This window comes from Acidicapsa acidisoli (genome assembly GCF_025685625.1).
In the GTDB taxonomy this organism is placed as follows: domain Bacteria; phylum Acidobacteriota; class Terriglobia; order Terriglobales; family Acidobacteriaceae; genus Acidicapsa; species Acidicapsa acidisoli.
Window position 1 is genome coordinate 553,300 of the sequence record NZ_JAGSYI010000001.1, and the last position, 21,026, is coordinate 574,325.

The following is a 21,026-nucleotide window of genomic DNA, read 5'->3' on the forward strand; positions in this document are numbered from 1 at the left end:
ACTCAAAGCCATATCCTATCCCTTAAATAAGCTGAAAACAGGGATACCAGGGATTTTCAGCGCTGCGGCGGAAATGAACAGGATGCGGGAGTGGAATTTCGGACGATTTCGGGTTAATTCCCGGAGAGCCTTGATTTTCCGGGAACTCGCGGAAGCCCTTGAGTCGTAACTTTGATTCGTACCTGACTCCGGGTTCCAGCCCACGCCTGAAAAAGCGATGAATTTTTGTGCGTTTTGCGAGCGTTCCGCACCAGCGTTCGTCCAAACTGCCATAACTCCAGAGTTTTCAGGATTCAGCATAGAGGGAGATTGCCCATGAAGAAGCTTCTACTTAGCCTCGTCGCGACGGCCCTGATTTCACCACTCGCTCTGCTCGCCCAGGATGTCACCGGGACATGGCAGGGAACACTCGATGTAGGCAGCGGCAAATCACTCCGCATTGTCCTGAAGGTTTCCAAGGCGGCTGACGGAACGCTGAAGGCCGTGAACTACAGTATCGATCAAGGCGGGCAGCCCATTCCCGTTTCTACGATTTCCTTGCAGGGAACTGCCTTTAACTTCGCGGTCTCTATGATTGGCGGTAAGTACGAGGGAAAGTTGAGCGCTGACGGCAACTCCATCGCCGGAACCTGGAGCCAGGGCCCCAATCCGCTGCCGCTCAACTTTGCAAAAGCCACTCCCGCAACCACCTGGACGATTCCCGAGCCTCCGCCGGAGATTCCGCCGATGGCTGCTGACGCTTCTCCGGAATTTGAAGTCGCCACCATCAAGCCGAGCAACCCGGATACGCAAGGCCGGGGATTCCGAGTGAGAGGCCGCGAATTCACGACGATGAACACGACACTCACCAGTCTGCTCACCTTTGCTTATGGATTACATCCGAAGCAGATCGTGGGCGCTCCAGCGTGGGTGGACACCGATAAGTTCGACATAACCGCGCAGCCCGATGCGCCCGGCAGGCCCAATGATACGCAGTGGAAAGCAATGCTGCAAAAGCTGCTGGCCGATCGCTTCCAACTTACCTTTCATCACGATAAGAAAGAACTCCCGATTTATGCGCTCGAAGTTGCCAAAAGCGGCTCGAAGCTGACCAAGAGTCAGGGCGACCCGAACGGCTTGCCAAGCATGTTCTTCCGAGGCCTCGGCAACCTGCCTGCCGCCAATGCGACGATGCAGGACTTCGCCGGGCTGCTTCAATCGGCTGTTCTCGACAAGCCGGTGGTGGATCAGACCGGACTCACGGGGCGCTTTGATTTCACGTTGAATTGGACGCCGGATGAGTCGCAATTCGTTGGATTGGGCGTCAAAGTACCTCCGCCGAGCGACAAGCCCGACGCGCCGCCGGGCCTGTTTACCGCAGTTCAGGAGCAGCTTGGGTTGAAGCTGGAGGCGACCAAAGCCCCCGTCGATGTGATCGTCATCGATAAGGTTGAGAAGCCTTCGGCAAACTAGCGGGGGCGTGTTCTCGACCGGCAATTCGCTTGTATTCAATGTTGGATTGGCTCGCACTGACAGGCCTGCAATTCTTGCTTGACGTAAAACATACAATTGTAGTAATTATTCACACAAGCATAGGAGAGCGAAATGTCAGCGCCGAAACTATCCAAACTCGAATTTCAGATTATGGAAGTGCTGTGGAACCGAGGCGAGTCCTCCATCCGCGAGATTCAGGATGCATTTCCGGAGAAGCGCAAGCCCGCCTACACGACGATTCAGACCACCGTCTACCGCCTCGAAACAAAGGATGTAGTCCAGCGAATCAAGAAGGTCGGAAACTTCCACATCTTTTCAGCCGCAGTCTCGCGCGATGCCGCCCAGCGCCGCTTGATCGATGAACTGCTGGCCTTGTTTGGCGGCCGCACGCAACCGCTGATGGCGCACCTCGTGGAGTCAGGAAAGCTCTCCATGGAAGATGTGAAACAAGCCGAAAAGGCGCTGCGCAAGTTATCGAAGAAGGAGGATTGATCTATGATGCACGCGAACTGGATCTCAGCTCTTGCCAACCACCTTTGGCAATCGACACTGTTTGTACTCGCGGCGTGGATGCTTGCCTTCGCGTTGCGAAAGAACCAAGCCTCCACGCGCTACTGGATCTGGTTGAGTGCATCGTTGAAGTTTATGATGCCCTTCTCCTTGCTGATCGAAGCCGGCAAGCGCATGGGAGCCATGTTTGCTCTGCACGCGTCCCAGCCAATCGTATCCCAAGTCGTAGAGCGGGTTACGCAGCCGTTTCCACAAACTGAGTTGCTTTCGACTGCGATTCCAGCCGTGACGCTGCACAAAGCCAGCTTCTGGCCTGCTGCAGCTGCGTCGGTATGGGCGGCAGGTGTCTTGATTTTCGCCTGCATCTGGGCTCTGAAATGGTGGCAACTGCACGCAGCGGTACAAATGGCATCTCGGCACGCCCTGGATGCCGCTGTGCCTGTGCTCTCTTCGAAATCGCTTGTTGAGCCAGGCGTCTTTGGCATCGTTCAGCCTGTGTTGCTTTTGCCTGAAGGAATTGCCAATCACCTGACGCAGGCTCAGTTCGAGGCCATCCTCGCGCACGAAATGTGCCATGTCCGGCGGCGCGACAACCTCACCTTTGCCATGCACATGGCCGTTGAAACGGTCTTCTGGTTTCATCCTCTGATCTGGTGGATCAGAACACGTCTGATCGAAGAGCGCGAGCGCGCCTGCGACGAAGCCGTGTTGCAATCTGGCAACAACGCCGAAGTGTATGCGGAGGGAATTCTCAATGTCTGTAAGTTCTATATTGAGTCGCCACTTGCCTGCGCCTCCGGCGTAACTGGCTCAGACCTCAAGCAGCGCATTGTCCGCATCATGACCGGACGCCTCGGCAATAACCTCAGCATGGGTGGAAAACTGCTGTTAAGTGCCGTCGCAGCTGTAGCGATTGTCATACCCATCGTTTTCGGGCTTGCGCATACGACGCAAATCTTCGCCCAAACCAAGGTTGAGGATTCATCAGCCGAACTCCCCCAATTTGAAGTAGTGTCGATCAAGCCGAACAAATCGGACGACAATCGCACTGGATTTCTCCTCAGCAAGGGTGGCTTTTCTCTCAGCGGCGTGCCACTTCAGATGATGCTGAGAGAGGCTTTCGATGTCAATAACAGCCGAATCTTTGGATCGCCAAATTGGGCCAATACAGATCGCTTCAACGTCGAGGCCAAGGTATCCGAAGCTGACCTGCCAAAATTGGATAACTTGGCGCCTGAGCAGCGCGTGAAAATGCTCCTGCCTGTGCTGCAAGATCGGTTCAATCTCAAGTATCATCACGAAACAAGAGAAATGACGGTATATGTTCTGACAGTCGCCAAAGGTGGTCTGAAGCTTAAAGAGGCTCCAGTACAGACCGGCGAAAAACACGGCGGCGTCAGGATGAACGGCCTTGGCGATTTCCAGGGAGAGAACGTCAAAATCGAATTTCTTGGCCATGTGCTGTCGGAGCAGCCGGAGCTTGGACACACGATCCTCGACAAGACCGGCCTTACCGGCAGTTACGACTTTCACCTGCAATGGACGCCTGCTCAAACAGGGCCGATAGGGCCCGACAATTCCGCGTCTGGAAGCTCTGCTGCACCTGACACCAACAAGCCGGACCTGTTCACAGCGTTGCAGGAACAGCTAGGTCTCAAACTCGAATCACAAAAGGGGCCGGTCGATGTCATCGTGATCGACCATATTGAGAAGCCCTCGGCTAACTAGCCTTTGCAATGAATCCGTATCGCACCAAATTAACACCTGGTCGGAGCCACTCAGTTGATCTCGTTGCGGCGAACCTACAATCTGCTACGTCTGCTCTGCTTACTGGCATGCCTTTCTGCGGCAATGTACGCCGTAGCGTCTGAACATCACGGCCAGGTAACGTTCAACAGCCTGCCGCTGCCCGGCGCAACTGTCACAGCGACTCGCGGAACTGATAAGCTCGCCACCATCACCGACAGCCGTGGCGTTTATTCTTTTCCTGACCTGAAGGATGGCGCATGGACGATTGAAGTCCAGAAGCTTTTCTTTGTCCCACTTAAGCAAGAGGTCGTAGTCTCGCCGGACGCGCCCGCTGCGACATGGGAGTCGAAGCTGTTACCGCTCGAAGAAATCAAGGCCCAGGCGAAGCTTCAGACATCAACACCCGCCGTCGCAATACCCACGCAGAACAACGGCGAGGCCGCAAAGCCGCAAGAGATGAGTGTTGCCACATCGCCACCCCCTGATCCCGCGAAGCCGCAGGAAGAGTCTGATCAGCGCGCCAATGATGGACTTCTTATCAACGGCAGCGTGAACAACGCGGCGTCCTCTCCATTTGCACTTTCGCAAGCCTTCGGCAATACCCGCAATGGCAGCAAAGGGCTTTATAACGGCGGTCTCGCGTTGATCCTCGATAACTCCGCGCTCGATGCTCGGCCATATTCTCTAAGCGGCCTGGAGATACCGAAGCCCGCGTATAACCAGGTGACAGGCGTAGCGACTCTCGGCGGACCTATCCGAATCCCTCATCTCCTTTGGCATGGCCCTAACTTCTTTGTCGGCTATCAATGGATGCGAAGCCAAACATCAACGGCATTGCCGGGCCTAGTTCCGGATATGGCGGAGCGCAACGGCGACTTCTCGGACGTCCTGAATGCGCAGGGCCAGCCGATCCAGATATTCGACCCGGCGACAGGTCTTCCGTTTCCCGGCAACGTAGCTCCCATCAGTCCTCAAGCGCAGACGCTGTTGAATTTGTATCCGTTGCCCAACGTTACGGGTAACTCGGGCTATAACTACCAAATCCCGGTTCTCTCCGGCACGCATCAGGACTCATTGCAGGCGCGGCTGGATAAGTCGATTGGCGCGAAGAATCAGCTATTCGGCCGGTTTGCCTTTCAAAGCACACGCTCCGGAAATACGAACCTGTTCGGGTTTCTAGACAGGACCGATGCGCTTGGCATCAACTCCGACGTGAACTGGACACATCGCATCAGCCACGAGATGCTGATGACAACCGGATACAGATTCAGTCGGCTGCGAACGGGCGTTACGCCCTACTTCGAGAATCGGCAGAATGTCTCCGGTGCTGCCGGCATCAACGGCAACGACCAGGACCCGGCGGATTGGGGTCCTCCGTCGCTGACTTTTTCGAGCGGCATCGCTGGGCTGTCCGATACGCAAAGCTCCTTGAATCGCAACGAAACCAACGCCGTGTCGTACTCGATGAACTGGAATCATCTTCGCCATTACTGGACGTTCGGCGTCGATTTTCGAAGGCAGGAGTTCAATTACCTGACGCAGCAAAATCCGCGCGGCGCATTTGCTTTCACTGGAGCCGCTACGCAGGGCATGGTCAACGGCGTTCCTACTGGCGGATCGGATTTCGCAGACTTCCTGCTGGGGATTCCGGATACCAGCGCGATTGCATACGGAAATGCCGACAAGTACTTTCGCGAATCTGTCTACGACGCCTATGCAACGGATGACTTCCGGGTAAGTCCCGAACTAACCATCAATGCGGGAGCACGCTGGGAATACGGCGCGCCGATTACAGAGTCATTTGGCCGGCTTGTGAATCTGGATGTGTCGGACGGCTTCGCTGCCGTGGCGCCGGTGGTTGCAAGCGATCCTGTCGGGCCACTCACTGGACAGAAATATCCCGATTCGCTCATTCGCCCAGATAAGCGATTGGTTGAGCCGCGCATTGGAATCTCCTGGCGTCCAATCTCCGGTTCTTCCATCGTCGTGCGCGCAGGATACGGAATCTATTCGGATACTTCGGTGTATCAGTCAACTGCGCTATCGATGGCGCAGCAAGCGCCGCTCTCCAAGAGCCTCAGCGTGCAAAACAGCACGGCGTGCCCACTGACGCTAGCGAACGGGTTCAACCCGTGTTCCTCGACAACATCCGACACATTCGCTGTCGACCCCAATTTCCGCGTCGGCTATGCGCAGGTATGGCAGCTATCTGTGCAAAGCGACCTGCCTGCCGCGCTGCAATTGACGGCAACTTATCTCGGCATCAAAGGAACGCGAGGCGTGCAGGAGTTCCTGCCCAATACATATCCGATAGGCGCTGCCAATCCATGCCCGGGCTGCCCGATTGGGTTCGTCTATCGCACCTCCAACGGCGATTCCACGCGGGAATCGGGGATGGTCCAATTGCGGCGGAGATTGCGGCGCGGCTTTACAGCATCGCTGCAATACACGTATGCGAAATCTCTGGATGACGACTCAGTGCTCGGCGGTCAAGGCCCAGTAGCTGCGGGCTCAACCAGTCCTACATCGACGCAGGCTGCTCCCGTCATCGCGCAGAACTGGCTGAATCTCAAAGCGGAGCGCGGTTTATCGACCTTTGACCAGCGCAATCTGCTGAACCTTCAACTGCAATACACATCGGGCATGGGGCTGCGCGGCGGCACGCTGATGAATGGCTGGAGAGGCGCGCTGCTGAAGGAGTGGACAATCCTCTCGACGATTGCCGCTGGGACAGGTTTGCCCGAGACACCGATCTATCTTGCGGCCGTGCCGGGCACTGGCGTGACCGGCACGATTCGCCCTGATTTCACGGGCAAATCCGTCAGCGCGGCTCCCTCGGGACTGCATCTAAATCCTGCGGCGTATTCGGCGCCTGCACTGGGTCAATGGGGAACTGCCGGCAAAGACTCCATTACCGGACCTGGACAATTCAGTTTGAATGGCTCGATGTCGCGAACATTCCGGCTCGCGTCCCGGTTCGATTCCAAACTCAATCTCGACGTCCGCATCGATGGCACCAATCTGCTGAATCATGGCGTGTTTACAGCGTGGAACACCACCATCAACAGCACTCAATTTGGACTGCCCGCAGCGGCCAATCCAATGCGCAGCCTGCAGGCTACGCTGCGCTTGAGGTTTTAACGTATGCGATTGCTCGCGTCCATGCTCGTGTTGGCAACCCTGCCTGCTGTTGCGCAGGTTACGGGTCAGAATGTGCAATCGAATGCCAACGGTACTTACACAATTACGACCGGAACGCAGTTGGTTGTCGAGACTGTGATCGTAAAAGACAAGAAGGGTAATTCGATTGACGGACTGACGGCGAAGGACTTCACCGTCACGGAAGATGGTGTGACGCAGACGATCCGATTCTGCGAACATCAGGAGCTTCCGCAGACACCAAATCCGCTGCCGGTCACTCCGGCAGACAAGGAAGACATCACGATCTACAAGCGGCTTGCCAACAGCCAGATCGCGAGCGAAAAGCAGAGCAATGTGAAGTACAAGGATCGCCGCCTGCTGGCGCTCTATTTTGACATGACAGCGATGCCGGCCGCCGACCAGATGCGTGCGCTTGCGGCTGCTCAGAAGTTTATTCGCACGCAGATGACATCATCGGATCTTATTGCTCTGTTGCGGTATCAAGGCGGCTCTGTCGATGTTCTGCAGGACTTTACCGATGACCGCAATCGGCTGCTCAGTGTTATTGAAACGCTCGTTGTGGGCGAGGGGCAGGAGTTTGCCGAGGCCGCCGATGACGCGAGCGCCTCCGACACAGGCGCAGCATTTGGTCAGGACGACAGTGAATTCAATGTCTTCAATACCGACCGGCAGCTTTCCGCGCTGCAAACAGCGGCGAAGATGTTGAGCTTCTTGAATGAAAGGAAATCGCTGATTTACTTTGCGAGCGGGCTTAGACTCAATGGCGTCGATAACCAGGCGCAGCTTCACGCCACCATCGATGCGGCTATCCGCGCGGGCGTATCGTTCTGGCCTATCGACGCGCGCGGACTCGTTGCGGAAGCGCCGCTGGGAGACGCAACACAAGGCTCGCCGGGTAACATCGGCATGTACTCCGGAACCGCGGCGCAGGCAATCACCGCCAACTTCCAGCAGTCGCAGGACACGCTCTACGCGCTCGCGGGCGACACGGGCGGCAAGGCGCTCTTCGATAACAACGACCTCACGCGCGGCATCGTGCAGGCGCAGCAGGCCGTCTCGAACTACTACATTCTCGGCTACTACACCACCAATCCCACGCAGGATGGACGATTCCGCCGCATCAAGATTTCCGTGAGCCCTGAACTGGGCGCGGCGCTCGATTATCGGCAGGGATACTACGCAGACAAGCAGTTCAATAAGTTCACCAGCGTTGACAAGGAGCGGCAACTCGAAGACGCGCTCATGCTCGGCGATCCGATTACGGAACTTACTATTTCCATCGAGATCAACTACTTTCAGTTGAATCGCGCAGAGTACTTCGTGCCGATTGTCGTCAAGATACCGGGACGCGAACTCGCGCTCGCCAAACGTGGCGGCGCTGAACATACGCTCATCGATTTTATTGGTGAAATCAAGGATAACTACGGCGGCACGACGGTGACCAATCTACGCGACAACGTGAATATCAAGCTGAGCGACGCGACGGCCCTTGAGCTTGCCAAACGGCCGATTGAGTATGACGCTGGATTTACGCTGCTGCCCGGCAAATACACGATCAAGTTTCTCGCGCGCGATGATGAAACAGGGCGAATCGGAACGTATCAGACTACATTCACCATTCCTAACCTGAACAAGGAGCTGAAGCGGGTTCCGATCAGCTCTGTGGTGCTCAGCAGTCAGCGCGTTGATCTAAAGGATGCGCTCTATAACGCGGTCAAGGCGAAGGATCAGGGCAAAGAAGCAGCGGTCAATCCTCTCGTGCAGAATGGCCAAAAGCTGATTCCCAGCGTGACGCGCGTCTTCAGCAGAAGCCGTGATTTGCTCGTCTACCTGCAGGCTTATGAAGGCGCGGCGGGCGCACAGCCATTGGCCGCATACGTTACCTTTCTCAATGCACAAACGAAAGTCTATGAGTCGCAGCCGATCCTGGTAACTCCGCAGCCGGATAGCCGCCTGGGCATGACGCCGCTTACCTTCAGCATTCCGCTTAAGTCGCTTGCGCCCGGCGAATACGACTGCCAGGTGACCGTCCTCGACCCCAGCGGGCAGAAAGGTACTTTCTGGGAGGCTCCGATCAAGATTGTTCCGTAACTATTGTGCCGGGGCGTGACCTATCTAACGCGGTCGTCCAGTGCGCTCGATACAATATCTTCATGCAATTTCTTTCGCTGAGCCGCCGCCTGACCGATAAGTTTCCGCCCGATGCCTTCACCCCCGAACTGTTGCGCGGTGAAACCGCACGCGTTCGCGAACTCTACGCCGCCAGCATTCTACGCGAGATATGGAAGCGCGGCGATACCCCCGGCGCGACCATTCTTTGGGAGGCAGCCTCGGAGGCCGAAGTACGCGACGCGCTCGCCAGCCTGCCGCTCTTCCAGGCGGGACTTTTGGAGATTGTCGCTGTCGTTCCCCTCGAACCGTATCCGGGGTTCGGCCCAGCCGCTTAACTCCCGTTGTCGATTTGCGGCGTTACGCAAATTTCCGCGCCAGAGCCGGAGGTCTTACACTATAGTTTCGGCTTTCGAGGTCAGGCGCATTCTGCACCGCTTCGCCCCAGACCGGCATCCAACGGAAGCCATAACCGAGATCGAAGCCCGCAATCCGATTCCAGACCCGAATTCCAGAAAGGACCGCCAATGGCCTACCCCACCGATTACAAGTACACCAAAGAACATGAATGGCTTAGCGTAACCGGCAATATCGGCACCATCGGCATTACCGACTATGCGCAAAACACCCTGGGAGACATCGTCTTCGTGGAGATGCCTAAAATCGGCGACACTGTCACCGGTGGCGCGACATTCGGCTCGGTCGAAAGCGTAAAGGCCGTCAGCGATCTTTTTTCGCCCGTCAGTGGTACCGTCACCGCGATTAACGAAGAGTTGAGTTCCTCGCCGGACAAGATCAACGAAGACGCCCACACCGCATGGATCATCAAAGTGGAGCTCTCCGATCCAGCACAGGTGGATTCCCTGCTCGATGCTGCGGCGTACGAGGCATTTATCGCCGAAGAGGGCGGACACTAATAAATACCCAGTCCTCAGCTTTTAGCCACTGACTTCTGGCTGAGGACTGACCGCAGATTCTAATTTGCGTTCAATCAAGCATTTGAATCAACAGAACAAACCGTGCTTTTGGCTAGAAGCTGGAAGCTAGGAGCTAGAAGCTAACATGCGTTATCTCCCCAAATCCCCCGCCGAGCGTCTTGAAATGCTCAAAGAGATCGGCGCCAATTCCATCGACGACCTTTTCTCGGTGATCCCCGCAGAGTACCGCCTGAATCGCGACCTCGACATACCCCGCCAACACGGCGAGAGCGAGATTATCGAGTGGTTTCGCACAGCGGCTGCTAAGTACACCGTCCGGCACACGAGCTTCCTCGGAGCAGGAGCCTATCGCCACTACCGCCCGGTCATCATCGATTCCCTCGTCCAGCGCGGCGAGTTCCTCACCAGCTACACGCCCTATCAGGCTGAGATTACGCAGGGGACGCTGCAGGCCATCTTCGAGTTCCAGACGATGATCGCCGAACTCACCGGCATGGACGTAGCCAACGCCAGCATGTATGACGGCTCGACGGGCGCGGCGGAAGCCGTCATGATGGCCGTTCGCGTCACGGGACGGCACAAGGCTGTGATCGCGACGACGGTTCATCCGGAGTACCGCGAAGTCCTCGCAACCTACACCAAACACCAGGGCCTGCCGACTTCGGTCGTGGGATACGATAACGAAACCGGGCGCATCGACCTCGCCGCGCTGGAAGCCGCTATTACCGATGAAACCGCCTGCGTTCTGGTGCAGTCGCCGAACTTCTTCGGGATCATCGAGGACATTCCGGCTATCGCGGAGATCGCCCACGCCAAGGGCGCGCTGCTGGTCGTCTCCATCGCCGAAGCTGTTTCTCTCGGCGTTGTGCGTCCTCCCGTCGAGGCGGACATCGTCAGCATGGAAGCACAGTCTTTCGGCGTTGCTCTTAGTTATGGCGGCCCGTATGTCGGCGTCATTGCGGCGAAGGAAAAGTATTTGCGCCAGATGCCCGGCCGTCTCGTCGGCCAGACCGTTGATGGCAACGGCTATCGCGGCTTTGTGCTGACGCTCTCCACGCGTGAGCAGCATATTCGTCGCGAAAAGGCGACCTCAAATATCTGCACCAACCAGGCGCTGGTTGCCCTGATGGCGACCATCTTCCTCACCATCTACGGCAAAGAAGGCATTCGCGAACTGGCCGAGCATAACCTGGCCAAATCCGCGTACACGGAGAAGGTGCTCTGCGCCATTCCCGGCGCAAAGCCGCGCTTCCACGGCGCGCCGCGTTTCCACGAGTTTGTGCTTCAGACAGACGAAGCTCCTTCGGCATGGGGACAGCGCCTGCGCGGCGAAAGCATCGTCGGCGGCATCGACATAAGCCGCTGGTACCCTGAGATGAAGAATGCGACGCTCTGGTGCACAACAGAAATCGTTCCTCGCGAAAAGATTGACGCCGCTGCCCGCCTGCTTGCAGCTGTACCGGTGGAGGCCTGAGAGATTCCATGACAACTACCCCAACCACTCCGCAGACTTCCGCACGCACGCTCGGGAAGGTTCGACCGCATCAGACGCAGAACGAAGCCCTGGTCTTCGAGAAATCCTCACCCGGCAAGCGCGCTTACCGGCTTGCCCAGCTCGATGTGCCCGAAGTCGATCCAGCCGCCTTGCTGGGTGAAGCGCACCGCAAGACGCCTGGCGAACTGCCGGAACTGAGCGAGATTGAGATCATCCGGCATTTTACCCGGCTGTCGACGTGGAACTACGCCATCGACCTCGGCATGTATCCGCTGGGCTCGTGCACGATGAAGTACAACCCGCGTGTCAACGAGTTGGTCGCGCGGATTGAGGGCCTGGCGGAAGCACATCCCTACCGTCCCGACTATCTTTCGCAGGGTCAGCTTGACGTCATCGACCTGCTTCAGCGCTGCCTGATCGAGATCACAGGCATGGACGCTATCACGCTCCAGCCTGCCGCAGGCGCGCACGGGGAATTCACGGGCATTATGCTGGTCCGCGCATGGCATGAGTCGCAGGGCAATCCGCGCCGCAAGATTCTGATTCCCGACTCGGCGCATGGCACCAACCCGGCCACGGCAGCACACTGCGGATACGAGGTGCAGAACCTCAAATCCAATGCTCTTGGCATGGTCGATCTCGAAGAGCTGGAGCGCATGGTGGACGAAGACACTGCCGCGCTGATGCTCACCAACCCATCGACGATTGGCGTCTTCGAGAGCGATATCGCCAAGATCGCCGATATTCTTCACGCCAAGGGCGCGCTGTTGTACATGGACGGCGCCAACATGAACGCGCTGGTCGGCAAGGCCCGCCCCGGCGACTTCGGCGTCGACGTGATGCATCTCAATCTGCATAAGACCTTTTCGACGCCGCATGGCGGTGGCGGTCCCGGCTCCGGTCCGGTTGCCTGCAAGGCGTTTCTGGAGCCATTTCTGCCGATTCCGGTGCTGGTCACGGACAAGAACGGCCAGAAGGGTTGGAATTATGACCGGCCGCAATCCGTGGGCCGCGTCCGCGCCTTCTTCGGTAATACGGGCATGTTTATCCGCGCGCTGGCCTATATTCTGGCCAACGGCCCGGACGGACTGCGGCAGACCACGGAAGACGCTGTTCTCAACGCGAACTACATCCGCAAGAAGCTGGAAGACGTATACGAACTGCCCTACAAGACAGCGTCCATGCATGAGGTCGTCTTCAGCGATAAACGTCAGGCCGCGAAAGGAGTCCGCACAGGCGATATCGCCAAACGCCTCATCGATTACGGCTTCCATCCGTACACGGTGAGCTTCCCGATGATCGTCTCTGGCGCGCTGATGATCGAGCCAACGGAGAGCGAATCGCGCGAAGAGCTGGATCTGTTCATTGACGCCATGCGCGCCATTGCTCAGGAAGTGGAAGACGATCCGGAGTTGGTCAAAACCGCGCCCCATTCGACACGAGTTTCGCGTCTGGACGAGGTAACAGCGGCACGCAAGCCAATTCTGCGGTGGAAACCGACCGCGAAGTAACTCAGCTCGCAGGTCACAATGTATGTAAGTATAAGCCTCTCGATCAAGACGAGGGGCTTTCTGCTTTTGCCCTGACCTTGACTCGGCAAACTCGAGTAGACATCTTTGTGTAACTCTCACCTGCTCTCTCGGGCTCAAGTTACAGTGTTTTAGCGGTCCTCAGTTCTGCTTGAGTCACCCTCAATCCAACTGCCTGCCAGACGCAGACGGATTTCATAGTGGCATGGTCCGACTGCACCATCCAGCCCGTTTGCATCCCTTGAAAGCTCCAAGATATCGGAGGTCGGTCCGACATGAGCGTCGCGGTGAAAATGCTCTGACGCAGCATCCCAATCCTTCCCCGTGACAAAAGCAATGCGGTACGATCCGGCTGCGATGTCCCTTTCCGTATACGAATCGCCGACCTGGAGATAGAAACTTCGCGCGATGCGATGCGAACTTGACTCGACTAGATAGATCACCGCGTCGGCGCCAGTCACGTTGTGTACTGTCAGTTCGCAATGTCCGGCGACATCGAGCGGCCTTTGCAATGGCGTTCCGGTCGCCAGATGAGGTTGCCCCTTGAGCGTCCTGGCCGGTTTCGCGTGAGTCGCCAATCCGGTCGCTGATTCAGCCTTTGGCTGGTTCGAAGGAGCGGGAGTGGAAGGCAGGCGTGTCTCGCCAGGCAAACGCGCCAGCAAGGTCACACCGAGATACGTGATGCACGCTAAGACAGCGATCCCGGAGAGAATAAAGATCCACTGCCTGGGTTCAGCGGGTCGCAGAACCTGCACCGGAACCCGGGAAAGTCCTTGCTGTCCTCTTTCCTTCAACCCTCGGTCGTAAGCATCTCGTGATTCCGCATCGCTTAAGACCTCGTAGGCCTCGTTCAACTGTGCAGCGATGCGGGTCGCTTTCGGGTGAGGATTTCGGTCGGGATGATACTTTCCGATCTGGCGAAGATACGCGCTTCGAATCTCTTGCTGCGAGGCAGTGGCGTGTACGCCAAGAGTTTCGTAATGTGTCTTCATTTTGCTTCAGTTTCGCACAACTTTTGCGCGACCGGAAGAATGGAAAAACTGGCTAACACCGATCTAAGTCAGGGTATCTTCCTGTTCGAATCGCAACGGATATCCTGACATCTAAGAACTGACAGGAATTAAGGGAGAAACTAGCCAGTGACCATCTTTGATGAAAAGCGCGCCGAACTGGAAAAGTACGAATTCATGATGGGCGCCGAGCGCGGCCGTTTGGCCGTGGCGCTCGACTTGCTCACCGACTCGCTCATCCTTACGGGACAGCACGGCGTTTACTGCATTTCCAATCGCAACCCATCGAAGCCGCGGCTCGACTTGCAAGCCGTGCTGGCCGGAATTGAGGGCGCGAAGGCGCTTATCCAATCCGTGATGGCGAATCTGGAGGCTCAGCGCCACGGCGGCGAAGCGGCCGCGGCGCAAGCGAATCATTCTTCAGCAGAGTAATTACTTCGCAGCGTTGACTTGCACCGAGGCATCCACATTGGCCCACTTCACATGCAGTTCGGTGGAATTGCCGCTTGTCTTCTCAAAGTCGATGACCATCGTCTCGACCGGCGATACATTGGAGCCAACCGTCATCGGCGTGCGGCCAAGATCCTGCGGCTCGTTGTAGACCGTGCCCCACTGGCCGGTCTGTTTGTTGATAATCAGCTTCCAGCCATCGGCGGCCGGGAGGGTATAGAGCGTGTAGTTTCCGGCTGGAACCTTGAGGTCGCCGATTTGCAGGTCGCCTGAGGTTTTGAAGGTTGTAGCGGGATTTGCGCCGGTTCTCCAGACCTTGCCGTAGGGCACCAATGCGCCGAATATCTCGCGACCGCGCATTGAGGGAGCGCCGTAGTCAATTGTGATTGATGCGTTGGTCAGCGTGACCTCCGCCTTGGCTGGCGGGCTCAGCACTTTTTTCGGGGCGGCATTCGACGGCTGCGCACTCTGCGCGTAGGCCGGTTGAGACAGAACGGCAGTGACAACACCAGCGGAAATGCAACAAGCTACAACAGCAATCAGCGGTAAACGCATGGGGAACACCTCTCCACGCCAGAGTGTAGCAAAGCGGGCTGCATTTGTTGTCACTTCCAGATAATTGCATGAACCGAAAATGCGGGTTTTCCGCCAAAAAGCGAACAAAAGGAGTAGCCCCCCCGGGGGGGGGATACCATTTTTATGGCGTATCCTCTACCAAATGTGTAGCTTACGAGGAAATTCGGGCGCGATTTTCCGCGGTTTTGGGCCGTTTTTGTGCACTTTTTGCTGCAAATGAATGCCATCCGTGGTGGTAGAGGGATATCGGTATTCCCAGCTCCACCTTCCAGTATGCGCGGGTCAGGGGTAATTCTGCGCAATGGGAGTGGGACGCTGGAATGGATGGGCCCGCATGGGTTTGGGATGGCCTTGTTCGGGGTTATTGCCCGTTCCATGCAACTGTCTTACATGTGGGTAGAATTGATCGGGCCTTCAGCCCTCTAAGTTTCCAGTTGGTTTCCGTTACCCAGCCCGTTGGGTTGGGCTGGGATAGTGGCGCGCCGTTGGCGCTTGTAGGGCGGGCGATCTTGCGTGCGATCTCGCGATCTCTCGCACTGCCTGCCGTTCCCATGTTTGTTCATACGATTGCCCGGCGCTCCCCCGATAGACGAGGAATTTTTGCCCGAGATGGAGTATTCTAAACAAGCGCGCCCGTAGCTCAGCTGGATAGAGCGAACGCCTCCGAAGCGTTAGGCCAGAAGTTCGAATCTTCTCGGGCGCACCATCCCTCTTTCATCGCTCCCCTGCCAACTTATTTCGCCGGATCGACCAGCGCTCCGTACACGACTGCCCGGCTCAGGTACTGCAGGTTCATTCCGCCGTTTCCGCCCATGCGCTGAATCATGCCGACAAAGACAATGTCGTTCGTTGGATCGATCCAGAACCAGGTTCCTGCTGCTCCGTCCCAGAAAAATGTGCCTTTGCCGTCGGGTAGATTCGCGTCTCCGGGATTGAAGACGACCGCGCAGTTGTAGCCGTAGCCGAAGCCCGGGCGCATGGTCTGCGCTCCGATGCCGAACTCGCCGGTCAGCAGGCTGGGCGGCAGGTGGTTGGAACTCATCAGCTTTACGGTGGCCGGGGCCAGTACGCGTGTCCCGTTCAGTTCGCCGCCTCCGGCGAGCATTGAGGCAAACCGGTAATAGTCCTCGGCTGTCGAAACCATGCCGCCGCCGCCCGAGGGCAGCGTGGGCAGGTGATCATAGTCGCGCGGGTTCGGGCCGGCGTTGGAGTCGGCTTCCAGTTCCCCGTTCGCGGCGGAGCGATAGAGGGTCATGAACCGGCTGCGCTTCTCTTCTGGAACAAAGAATCCGGCATCCTTCATGCCCAGCGGCTCGTAGATGTGCTCTCGCATGAAATCCGGGAGCGATTGCCCAGAGAGCTTTTCGACGATGTAGCCCTGAATATCCATCGAGACGCTGTACCGCCATTGCGTGCCGGGCTGGTAGACGAGCGGAATCTTCGCCAGCTTCTCGATCATCTCGTGCAGATTTGCCGACTGCAGCACCTTTTGGTCGCGATACAGGGCGTCTATGGGCGTGTCACCGAAGAAGCCATAGGTGAAGCCAGCGGTGTGCGTCATCAGTTCGCGCATGGTTGGCGCGTGATCCGGGTCGGCGAGGATCATCTTGCCGTCACCGTTCATTCCCTTGAACACCTTCAGGTCCTTGAATTCCGGAATGAACTTGGAGATCGGGTCAGACGGCAGCCACTTGCCCTGCTCATAGAGGATCATCATCGCTACGCCGGTCACCGGCTTGGTCATGGAGTAGTCGCGGAAGATCGTATCTTTGGTGATTGGCGTGTGGCCCGCCATATCGCGCTCGCCGTAGGTGCGGTAGTCCACGACCTTGCCGTGCCGGGCCAGGATGGTGACGATTCCGGCCTGAAGCTTTTTGTCGACCGCCTCTTGCATCAGCGCGTGGAGGCGCTCAAGGCGTTCGGAGGAAAAGCCCACGGTCTCTGGCGTGGTCACGGTGAGATCGACGGCGGCCGGCTTCTGGCCTTTCTCCTGCGCATGGAGGCATGCGCCTGCCAGGAGGATGGCGACGGAGAGGGCAATGATGGTACTTGGGCTCTTATGCAGAGTGGGAATGTTCACGGGGCCTCGGTGTAAATGTATGTGGATGCGTCGATGTGACCGGTCAAGGTCTGCAGCATCAAGGTTTGCCGCATCAAGGTTTGCCGCATTCGGCGGCTTTCGCGTTGAGAAAAGATGGTTTGTCTGATCGCACTCTTTATACCAAAGACGGCGGCTTCTTAAGAGGGTGACGGAGGATTTGGTGGTGGGTCAGTTTGAAAAAGGCCAACCCTCAGGGGCTGAAGCCCCGGAATTTGCAGGACTGAATGTACGGGCTAAAGCCCGTACCCTTCGAACTGACCCGCTACCTAAGATTTGGCCGCTCTTGATGTAACCAGCCCCGCCAAACAAACATCCAGACTGCGTGTACCATCTACCCTTATCCTGCCTTTGCTCGCTACATGCAGATTGAGGTTCAGCGGAAAACATGCGCGATCGCCAACGCAGAGAACGGCCCCGGCCATGGCCCGACGAGCGGCAGGCGGCCTCATCGGCATGGATGATTTCGTTTCGCCGAATCAACTGGTGGCTGGCATGGGTTTCGTGGGCGTTAAGCCACTGGGCCCTGCTCGATGTTCTTGACCATCTAGGCACGTTTTCGGTGCTGATCGCGGTCGTCTTTTACTTTGCGGACAGCGGCAATCGCGTTAAGCAAAAGCACTACCAGGCGTGGCAGGTCATCAATACGGCACAAGGCAAGGGCGGCAGCGGCGGGCGTATCGAAGCTCTGCAGGAGCTGAACGCAGATCACGTCTCACTGACAGGCGTGGACGCCGGGGGAGCTTTCCTACGGGGCATCCAACTCGAGCACGCTCATCTTGAGCGCTGCGATCTGCACGCGGCAGATTTGCGCAGCGGCGATCTCAAATTCGCGAGGCTGCCGGATAGCAATTTGCAGGGCGCCAACTTTCGCCAGGCGGATCTATCAGGCGCAGACCTGCGCTCGGCTGAATTGCAGGATTCTGATCTGAATCAGGCGAATCTGGACAACGCAGACCTCGCCGGAACCGACCTGAGCCGCGCAGACCTACGGTTGGCGAACGTCAATAATTTTGCCTGGAAAGACATTCAGTCAATGCAGTTGGCCAATGTCTATGGCATCCGGAATGCCTCTGCCGAATTCCTGGCATTTGCGCAGAAACACGGAGCGGTCAGTCTCGAATCGGATGAGGACTGGAACGTACTTCTGCGCAAGGCGGCGAGCGGGACGAAGTAGCAGGATTTTCAGTCCAGCCAGATCGTAGACCACGGCGCACCGGTATACACTCGATCCGAATATCGACGAGGGTGATTTCGGTGGCCAATTCGATTAAACCGGCTGCGCTCGCAGCTCTGCTTCTTTGTTGCGCTTTCACTCTTGCGGTGCAGGCTCAGGCGGCAGCAATACCTGTTCCACCACCGCCGATGGGGTGGTCGTCGTGGAACAGCTTTTCCAACACGGTTGATTCGCAAGTGGTCATGAATCAGGCGAAGGCCGTAGCCGCCAACGGTATGCAGAAGGCCGGTTATCAGTACATCAATATCGATGAAGGCTGGTGGCTCGGCCAGCGCGATGCCGAGGGCAACATCGTCGTCGATGCCAAGGCATGGCCGCCGATTGCTGAGGGAGAGCAGCCGGGAGATATGGGCAATATTGTCCGTTATATTCACGGACTGGGACTGAAGGCCGGAATCTACACCGACGCGGGCGCGGACGGATGCAGCACAGTCGGGCCAGACCTTGGGCCGTCTTACCCGCGTACCGGCAGCGAAGGCCATTACGAGCAGGATTTCCTGCAATTCGCCAAGTGGGGATTCGACTACGTGAAGGTCGACTGGTGCGGAGGCGACAAGGAAAATCTCGACCCGGCCATCCAGTACGCCGAGATTGCCCGGGCCATTGCACACACGGAGGCCATTACGGGCCACCGGCTTTATTTTTCCATCTGCAACTGGGGTAAGCATAGTCCGTGGACCTGGGCGCCGAATATCGGCGGAGTTACGGCTGACGTCTGGCGTACGGGTGGCGATATTGTCGCGCCTATCGTTGCCGGGACGAAGAACGCCGACCGCAAGGCTAGTTTCAAAGAGGTTTTGCGCGAATTTGACCAGGCGCAGCACCCGGAGGCGCAGCATTCCGGCTTCTATAACGATCCGGACATGATGGTGGTCGGGATGCCCGGACTTACGAATCAGGAGAGTCGCGCTCATATGAGCTTGTGGGCTATCTCAGGAGGGCCGTTGCTGGTGGGCGCGGACCTGACACGGCTGAGCGCGACGGATCTCGCAACGCTCACCAATCCGGATGTGCTTCGGATCGATCAGGACTCCCTCGGGCTGCAATGCGTTAAGGTTGCTGAACCGGCGGCGGGGCTCGAAGTTTGGGCGAAGCCGCTCACTACGATCGGTGAGCGCGCCGTCCTGCTGCTCAACCGGAGTGCTTCGCCGGGAGCGATCTCTGTCGCATGGCGCGATTTGGGACTGAGCGACGGCTCCTCTGTCACGGTGCGAGATGCCTGGACGGGAAAGGATCTTGGAGAGTTTGCATCGGCGTACTCCGCGACGGTGCCCGCTGGAGACGCCGTTCTCCTTTTTGCGCTTGGGAGCGAGGGCGCAACGACTGCCTATTTTCCCGAACAGCTAAAGGCCGCGCCCGCCAGCGGACAGACTTTGGCTCTCGGACGGGATAAGCAACTCACCTTCGCTCATGTGGCTTCCAGATTTCCTATTGCCAGGATTCGCATCACCTACACCAACCCCGATAAGACAGCCCGATTCGCCGAGCTTCGCGTGAATGGACGAATCGCGACCCGAATCGCGTTTCCGCAGACGGGAGGGGACGGCGCGACAGGCACTCTGTCGATCGAGTCTCCGATGGAGACGGGTGGTGCAAAGAACATACTGGCCTTTTCTGTTTCAGGCGATCCGGGACCCGTCCTTCAATCGATCTCGTTGCAATGAGTGCGGGCATTCCCGCCAGTCCATATCTGGGTTTCTCAAATCCGGGTATCGCAACCGCTACACTAAAGAAGCACGCCGGACGTTTCCGCGCGTCTTGGCTTTCCCACCACGTTGAAGGAATTCTATGCACTGGAACACTGAACAGATTCTCTGGGCCCTTGTTTTGGCCGCGCACCTCGTACTTTTGATCGTCCTGCTGGGGCGTGATCGCGTTGCCCGCTTTCCGTGGTTTTCGACCGTCACCGTACTCTCCACGGTGCACCTTATTGCCGACCATCTGCTGCACGGCAAGCTCACCTCGCTCGCATTCTACTGGCAGACTTATACGGCCGTTCTGCTGGAGTCGATTCTTGGGATTCTGGTTTTAATTGAGTTGGCGCGGCACGTCTTTTCGAACTGCAAGGCACCGTTTGTTCTGAACTCCAAAGGCTGGCTTGGCTGGACGCTTGTGACCGGCGGCGTGGCGCTCGGCGCAGTGTGGCTCTGGGGTCCGTGGCCCACATGGAAGGCGCTCAGCGCGGAGCCCAAGCAGTTGCCGCTGCTTCTCGTCGTGCTGACGGCGATGAAAGCTCAGCTTTTCCTCTCGATCGTTACGGTTGAGGCCGCGCTGCTTTTGCGCATCTTCGGCAAACGCTTCGGCTCGGGCTGGAAGAGCCACGACCAGCAGATTGCACTTGGGCTTTCCACCTACGCGCTGGGCTTCCTTGCGGTACAGGCGACGACCGACATCATCAAGCACAACCTCCATCTCACCAGCCGCGAGCAGTACGAACATATCGTCCGCCTCTTCACAAACCTGGACAATGGGCGCTTTGCCCTTTGGCTGCTGGTGCTGATCTGGTGGATCGTCTGGCTCTGGCGGAACGAGTCCGGCGACCCCGCCGCTTTGACCGCTCCCGTGGAAACTCCGGCTCTTGACGCCCCGCGGTCGCTGGATACTGAAATCCCTTAAGACAATCTGTCTAACGGTCCGGAATCTGCCGGCTAAGATTCGGCATATCGAGAAAAAATGACCCTTGCACGAGA

General features: G+C 57.5%; 17 protein-coding genes and 1 tRNA gene. 14 read left to right on the forward strand and 4 right to left on the reverse strand.

Translation table 11 applies throughout. The features are described from left to right. Positions 1–15: 15 nt before the first annotated feature. Positions 16–273 carry a hypothetical protein gene (locus tag OHL23_RS02245; RefSeq protein ID WP_263350146.1) on the reverse strand — a complete coding sequence of 86 codons (258 nt, stop codon included), beginning with the start codon at positions 271–273 and terminating at the stop codon, positions 16–18. A gap of 42 nt (positions 274–315) precedes the next feature. On the opposite strand from OHL23_RS02245, the gene OHL23_RS02250 reads away from it, so the two are divergent. The 9 genes from OHL23_RS02250 (at position 316) to gcvPB (ending at position 12,947) form a co-directional block, all read left to right on the forward strand. Then, positions 316–1,452, forward strand: a complete 1,137-nt coding sequence (locus OHL23_RS02250) for a TIGR03435 family protein (RefSeq protein ID WP_263350147.1) — start codon at positions 316–318, stop codon at positions 1,450–1,452. A gap of 132 nt (positions 1,453–1,584) precedes the next feature. After that, positions 1,585–1,965, forward strand: a complete 381-nt coding sequence (locus OHL23_RS02255; RefSeq protein WP_263350148.1) for a BlaI/MecI/CopY family transcriptional regulator — start codon at positions 1,585–1,587, stop codon at positions 1,963–1,965. 3 nt (positions 1,966–1,968) lie between these two features. Further along, entirely contained in the window at positions 1,969–3,711 is a 1,743-nt protein-coding gene (locus OHL23_RS02260; protein WP_263350149.1) for a M56 family metallopeptidase, read from the forward strand. Positions 3,712–3,765: 54 nt separating this feature from the next. Continuing rightward, complete coding sequence (locus OHL23_RS02265) at positions 3,766–6,873, forward strand: carboxypeptidase-like regulatory domain-containing protein (protein WP_263350150.1); 3,108 nt, start codon at positions 3,766–3,768, stop codon at positions 6,871–6,873. Between the two features lie 3 nt (positions 6,874–6,876). Next, a complete protein-coding gene (locus tag OHL23_RS02270) occupies positions 6,877–8,985 on the forward strand; it encodes a VWA domain-containing protein (protein ID WP_263350151.1) in 2,109 nt (702 codons plus the stop codon). Positions 8,986–9,047: 62 nt separating this feature from the next. After that, positions 9,048–9,341 (forward strand): muconolactone Delta-isomerase family protein, encoded by a 294-nt coding sequence (locus OHL23_RS02275; RefSeq protein ID WP_263350152.1) that lies wholly within the window; start codon positions 9,048–9,050, stop codon positions 9,339–9,341. A gap of 189 nt (positions 9,342–9,530) precedes the next feature. Continuing rightward, positions 9,531–9,920 carry a glycine cleavage system protein GcvH gene (gene gcvH, locus OHL23_RS02280; RefSeq protein WP_263350153.1) on the forward strand — a complete coding sequence of 130 codons (390 nt, stop codon included), beginning with the start codon at positions 9,531–9,533 and terminating at the stop codon, positions 9,918–9,920. A gap of 145 nt (positions 9,921–10,065) precedes the next feature. Continuing rightward, positions 10,066–11,415: an aminomethyl-transferring glycine dehydrogenase subunit GcvPA gene (gene gcvPA, locus OHL23_RS02285; RefSeq protein ID WP_263350154.1), complete on the forward strand. Its 1,350-nt coding sequence runs from the start codon at positions 10,066–10,068 to the stop codon at positions 11,413–11,415. Positions 11,416–11,423: 8 nt separating this feature from the next. After that, entirely contained in the window at positions 11,424–12,947 is a 1,524-nt protein-coding gene (gene gcvPB / locus OHL23_RS02290) for an aminomethyl-transferring glycine dehydrogenase subunit GcvPB (protein WP_263350155.1), read from the forward strand. A gap of 149 nt (positions 12,948–13,096) precedes the next feature. Here gcvPB and OHL23_RS02295 read toward each other — a convergent pair whose 3' ends face one another. Next, positions 13,097–13,957 carry a J domain-containing protein gene (locus tag OHL23_RS02295; RefSeq protein WP_263350156.1) on the reverse strand — a complete coding sequence of 287 codons (861 nt, stop codon included), beginning with the start codon at positions 13,955–13,957 and terminating at the stop codon, positions 13,097–13,099. Positions 13,958–14,104: 147 nt separating this feature from the next. On the opposite strand from OHL23_RS02295, the gene OHL23_RS02300 reads away from it, so the two are divergent. Next, complete coding sequence (locus tag OHL23_RS02300; protein WP_263350157.1) at positions 14,105–14,407, forward strand: hypothetical protein; 303 nt, start codon at positions 14,105–14,107, stop codon at positions 14,405–14,407. Here the strand turns inward: OHL23_RS02300 and OHL23_RS02305 are convergent, their stop codons facing one another. After that, positions 14,408–14,980, reverse strand: a complete 573-nt coding sequence (locus tag OHL23_RS02305; protein WP_263350158.1) for a DUF2911 domain-containing protein — start codon at positions 14,978–14,980, stop codon at positions 14,408–14,410. It abuts the gene before it with no gap. Between the two features lie 650 nt (positions 14,981–15,630). Between OHL23_RS02305 and OHL23_RS02310 the strand changes: the two genes are divergently transcribed. Continuing rightward, positions 15,631–15,707, forward strand: a tRNA-Arg gene (locus OHL23_RS02310). A gap of 27 nt (positions 15,708–15,734) precedes the next feature. On the opposite strand, the gene OHL23_RS02315 is transcribed toward OHL23_RS02310, so the two are convergent. Continuing rightward, positions 15,735–17,081, reverse strand: coding sequence for a serine hydrolase domain-containing protein (locus OHL23_RS02315; RefSeq protein ID WP_263350159.1), 1,347 nt, complete (start codon positions 17,079–17,081; stop codon positions 15,735–15,737). A 406-nt stretch (positions 17,082–17,487) separates the two neighbouring features. Between OHL23_RS02315 and OHL23_RS02320 the strand changes: the two genes are divergently transcribed. From OHL23_RS02320 to OHL23_RS02330, 3 genes are all read left to right on the forward strand, one after another. Next, positions 17,488–18,276, forward strand: coding sequence for a pentapeptide repeat-containing protein (locus tag OHL23_RS02320; protein WP_263350160.1), 789 nt, complete (start codon positions 17,488–17,490; stop codon positions 18,274–18,276). Positions 18,277–18,356: 80 nt separating this feature from the next. Then, on the forward strand, positions 18,357–20,000 hold the full coding sequence (locus OHL23_RS02325) for an alpha-galactosidase (RefSeq protein WP_263350161.1): 1,644 nt from the start codon (positions 18,357–18,359) through the stop codon (positions 19,998–20,000). 124 nt (positions 20,001–20,124) lie between these two features. Further along, entirely contained in the window at positions 20,125–20,952 is an 828-nt protein-coding gene (locus tag OHL23_RS02330; protein WP_263350162.1) for a hypothetical protein, read from the forward strand. Positions 20,953–21,026 lie beyond the last annotated feature (74 nt).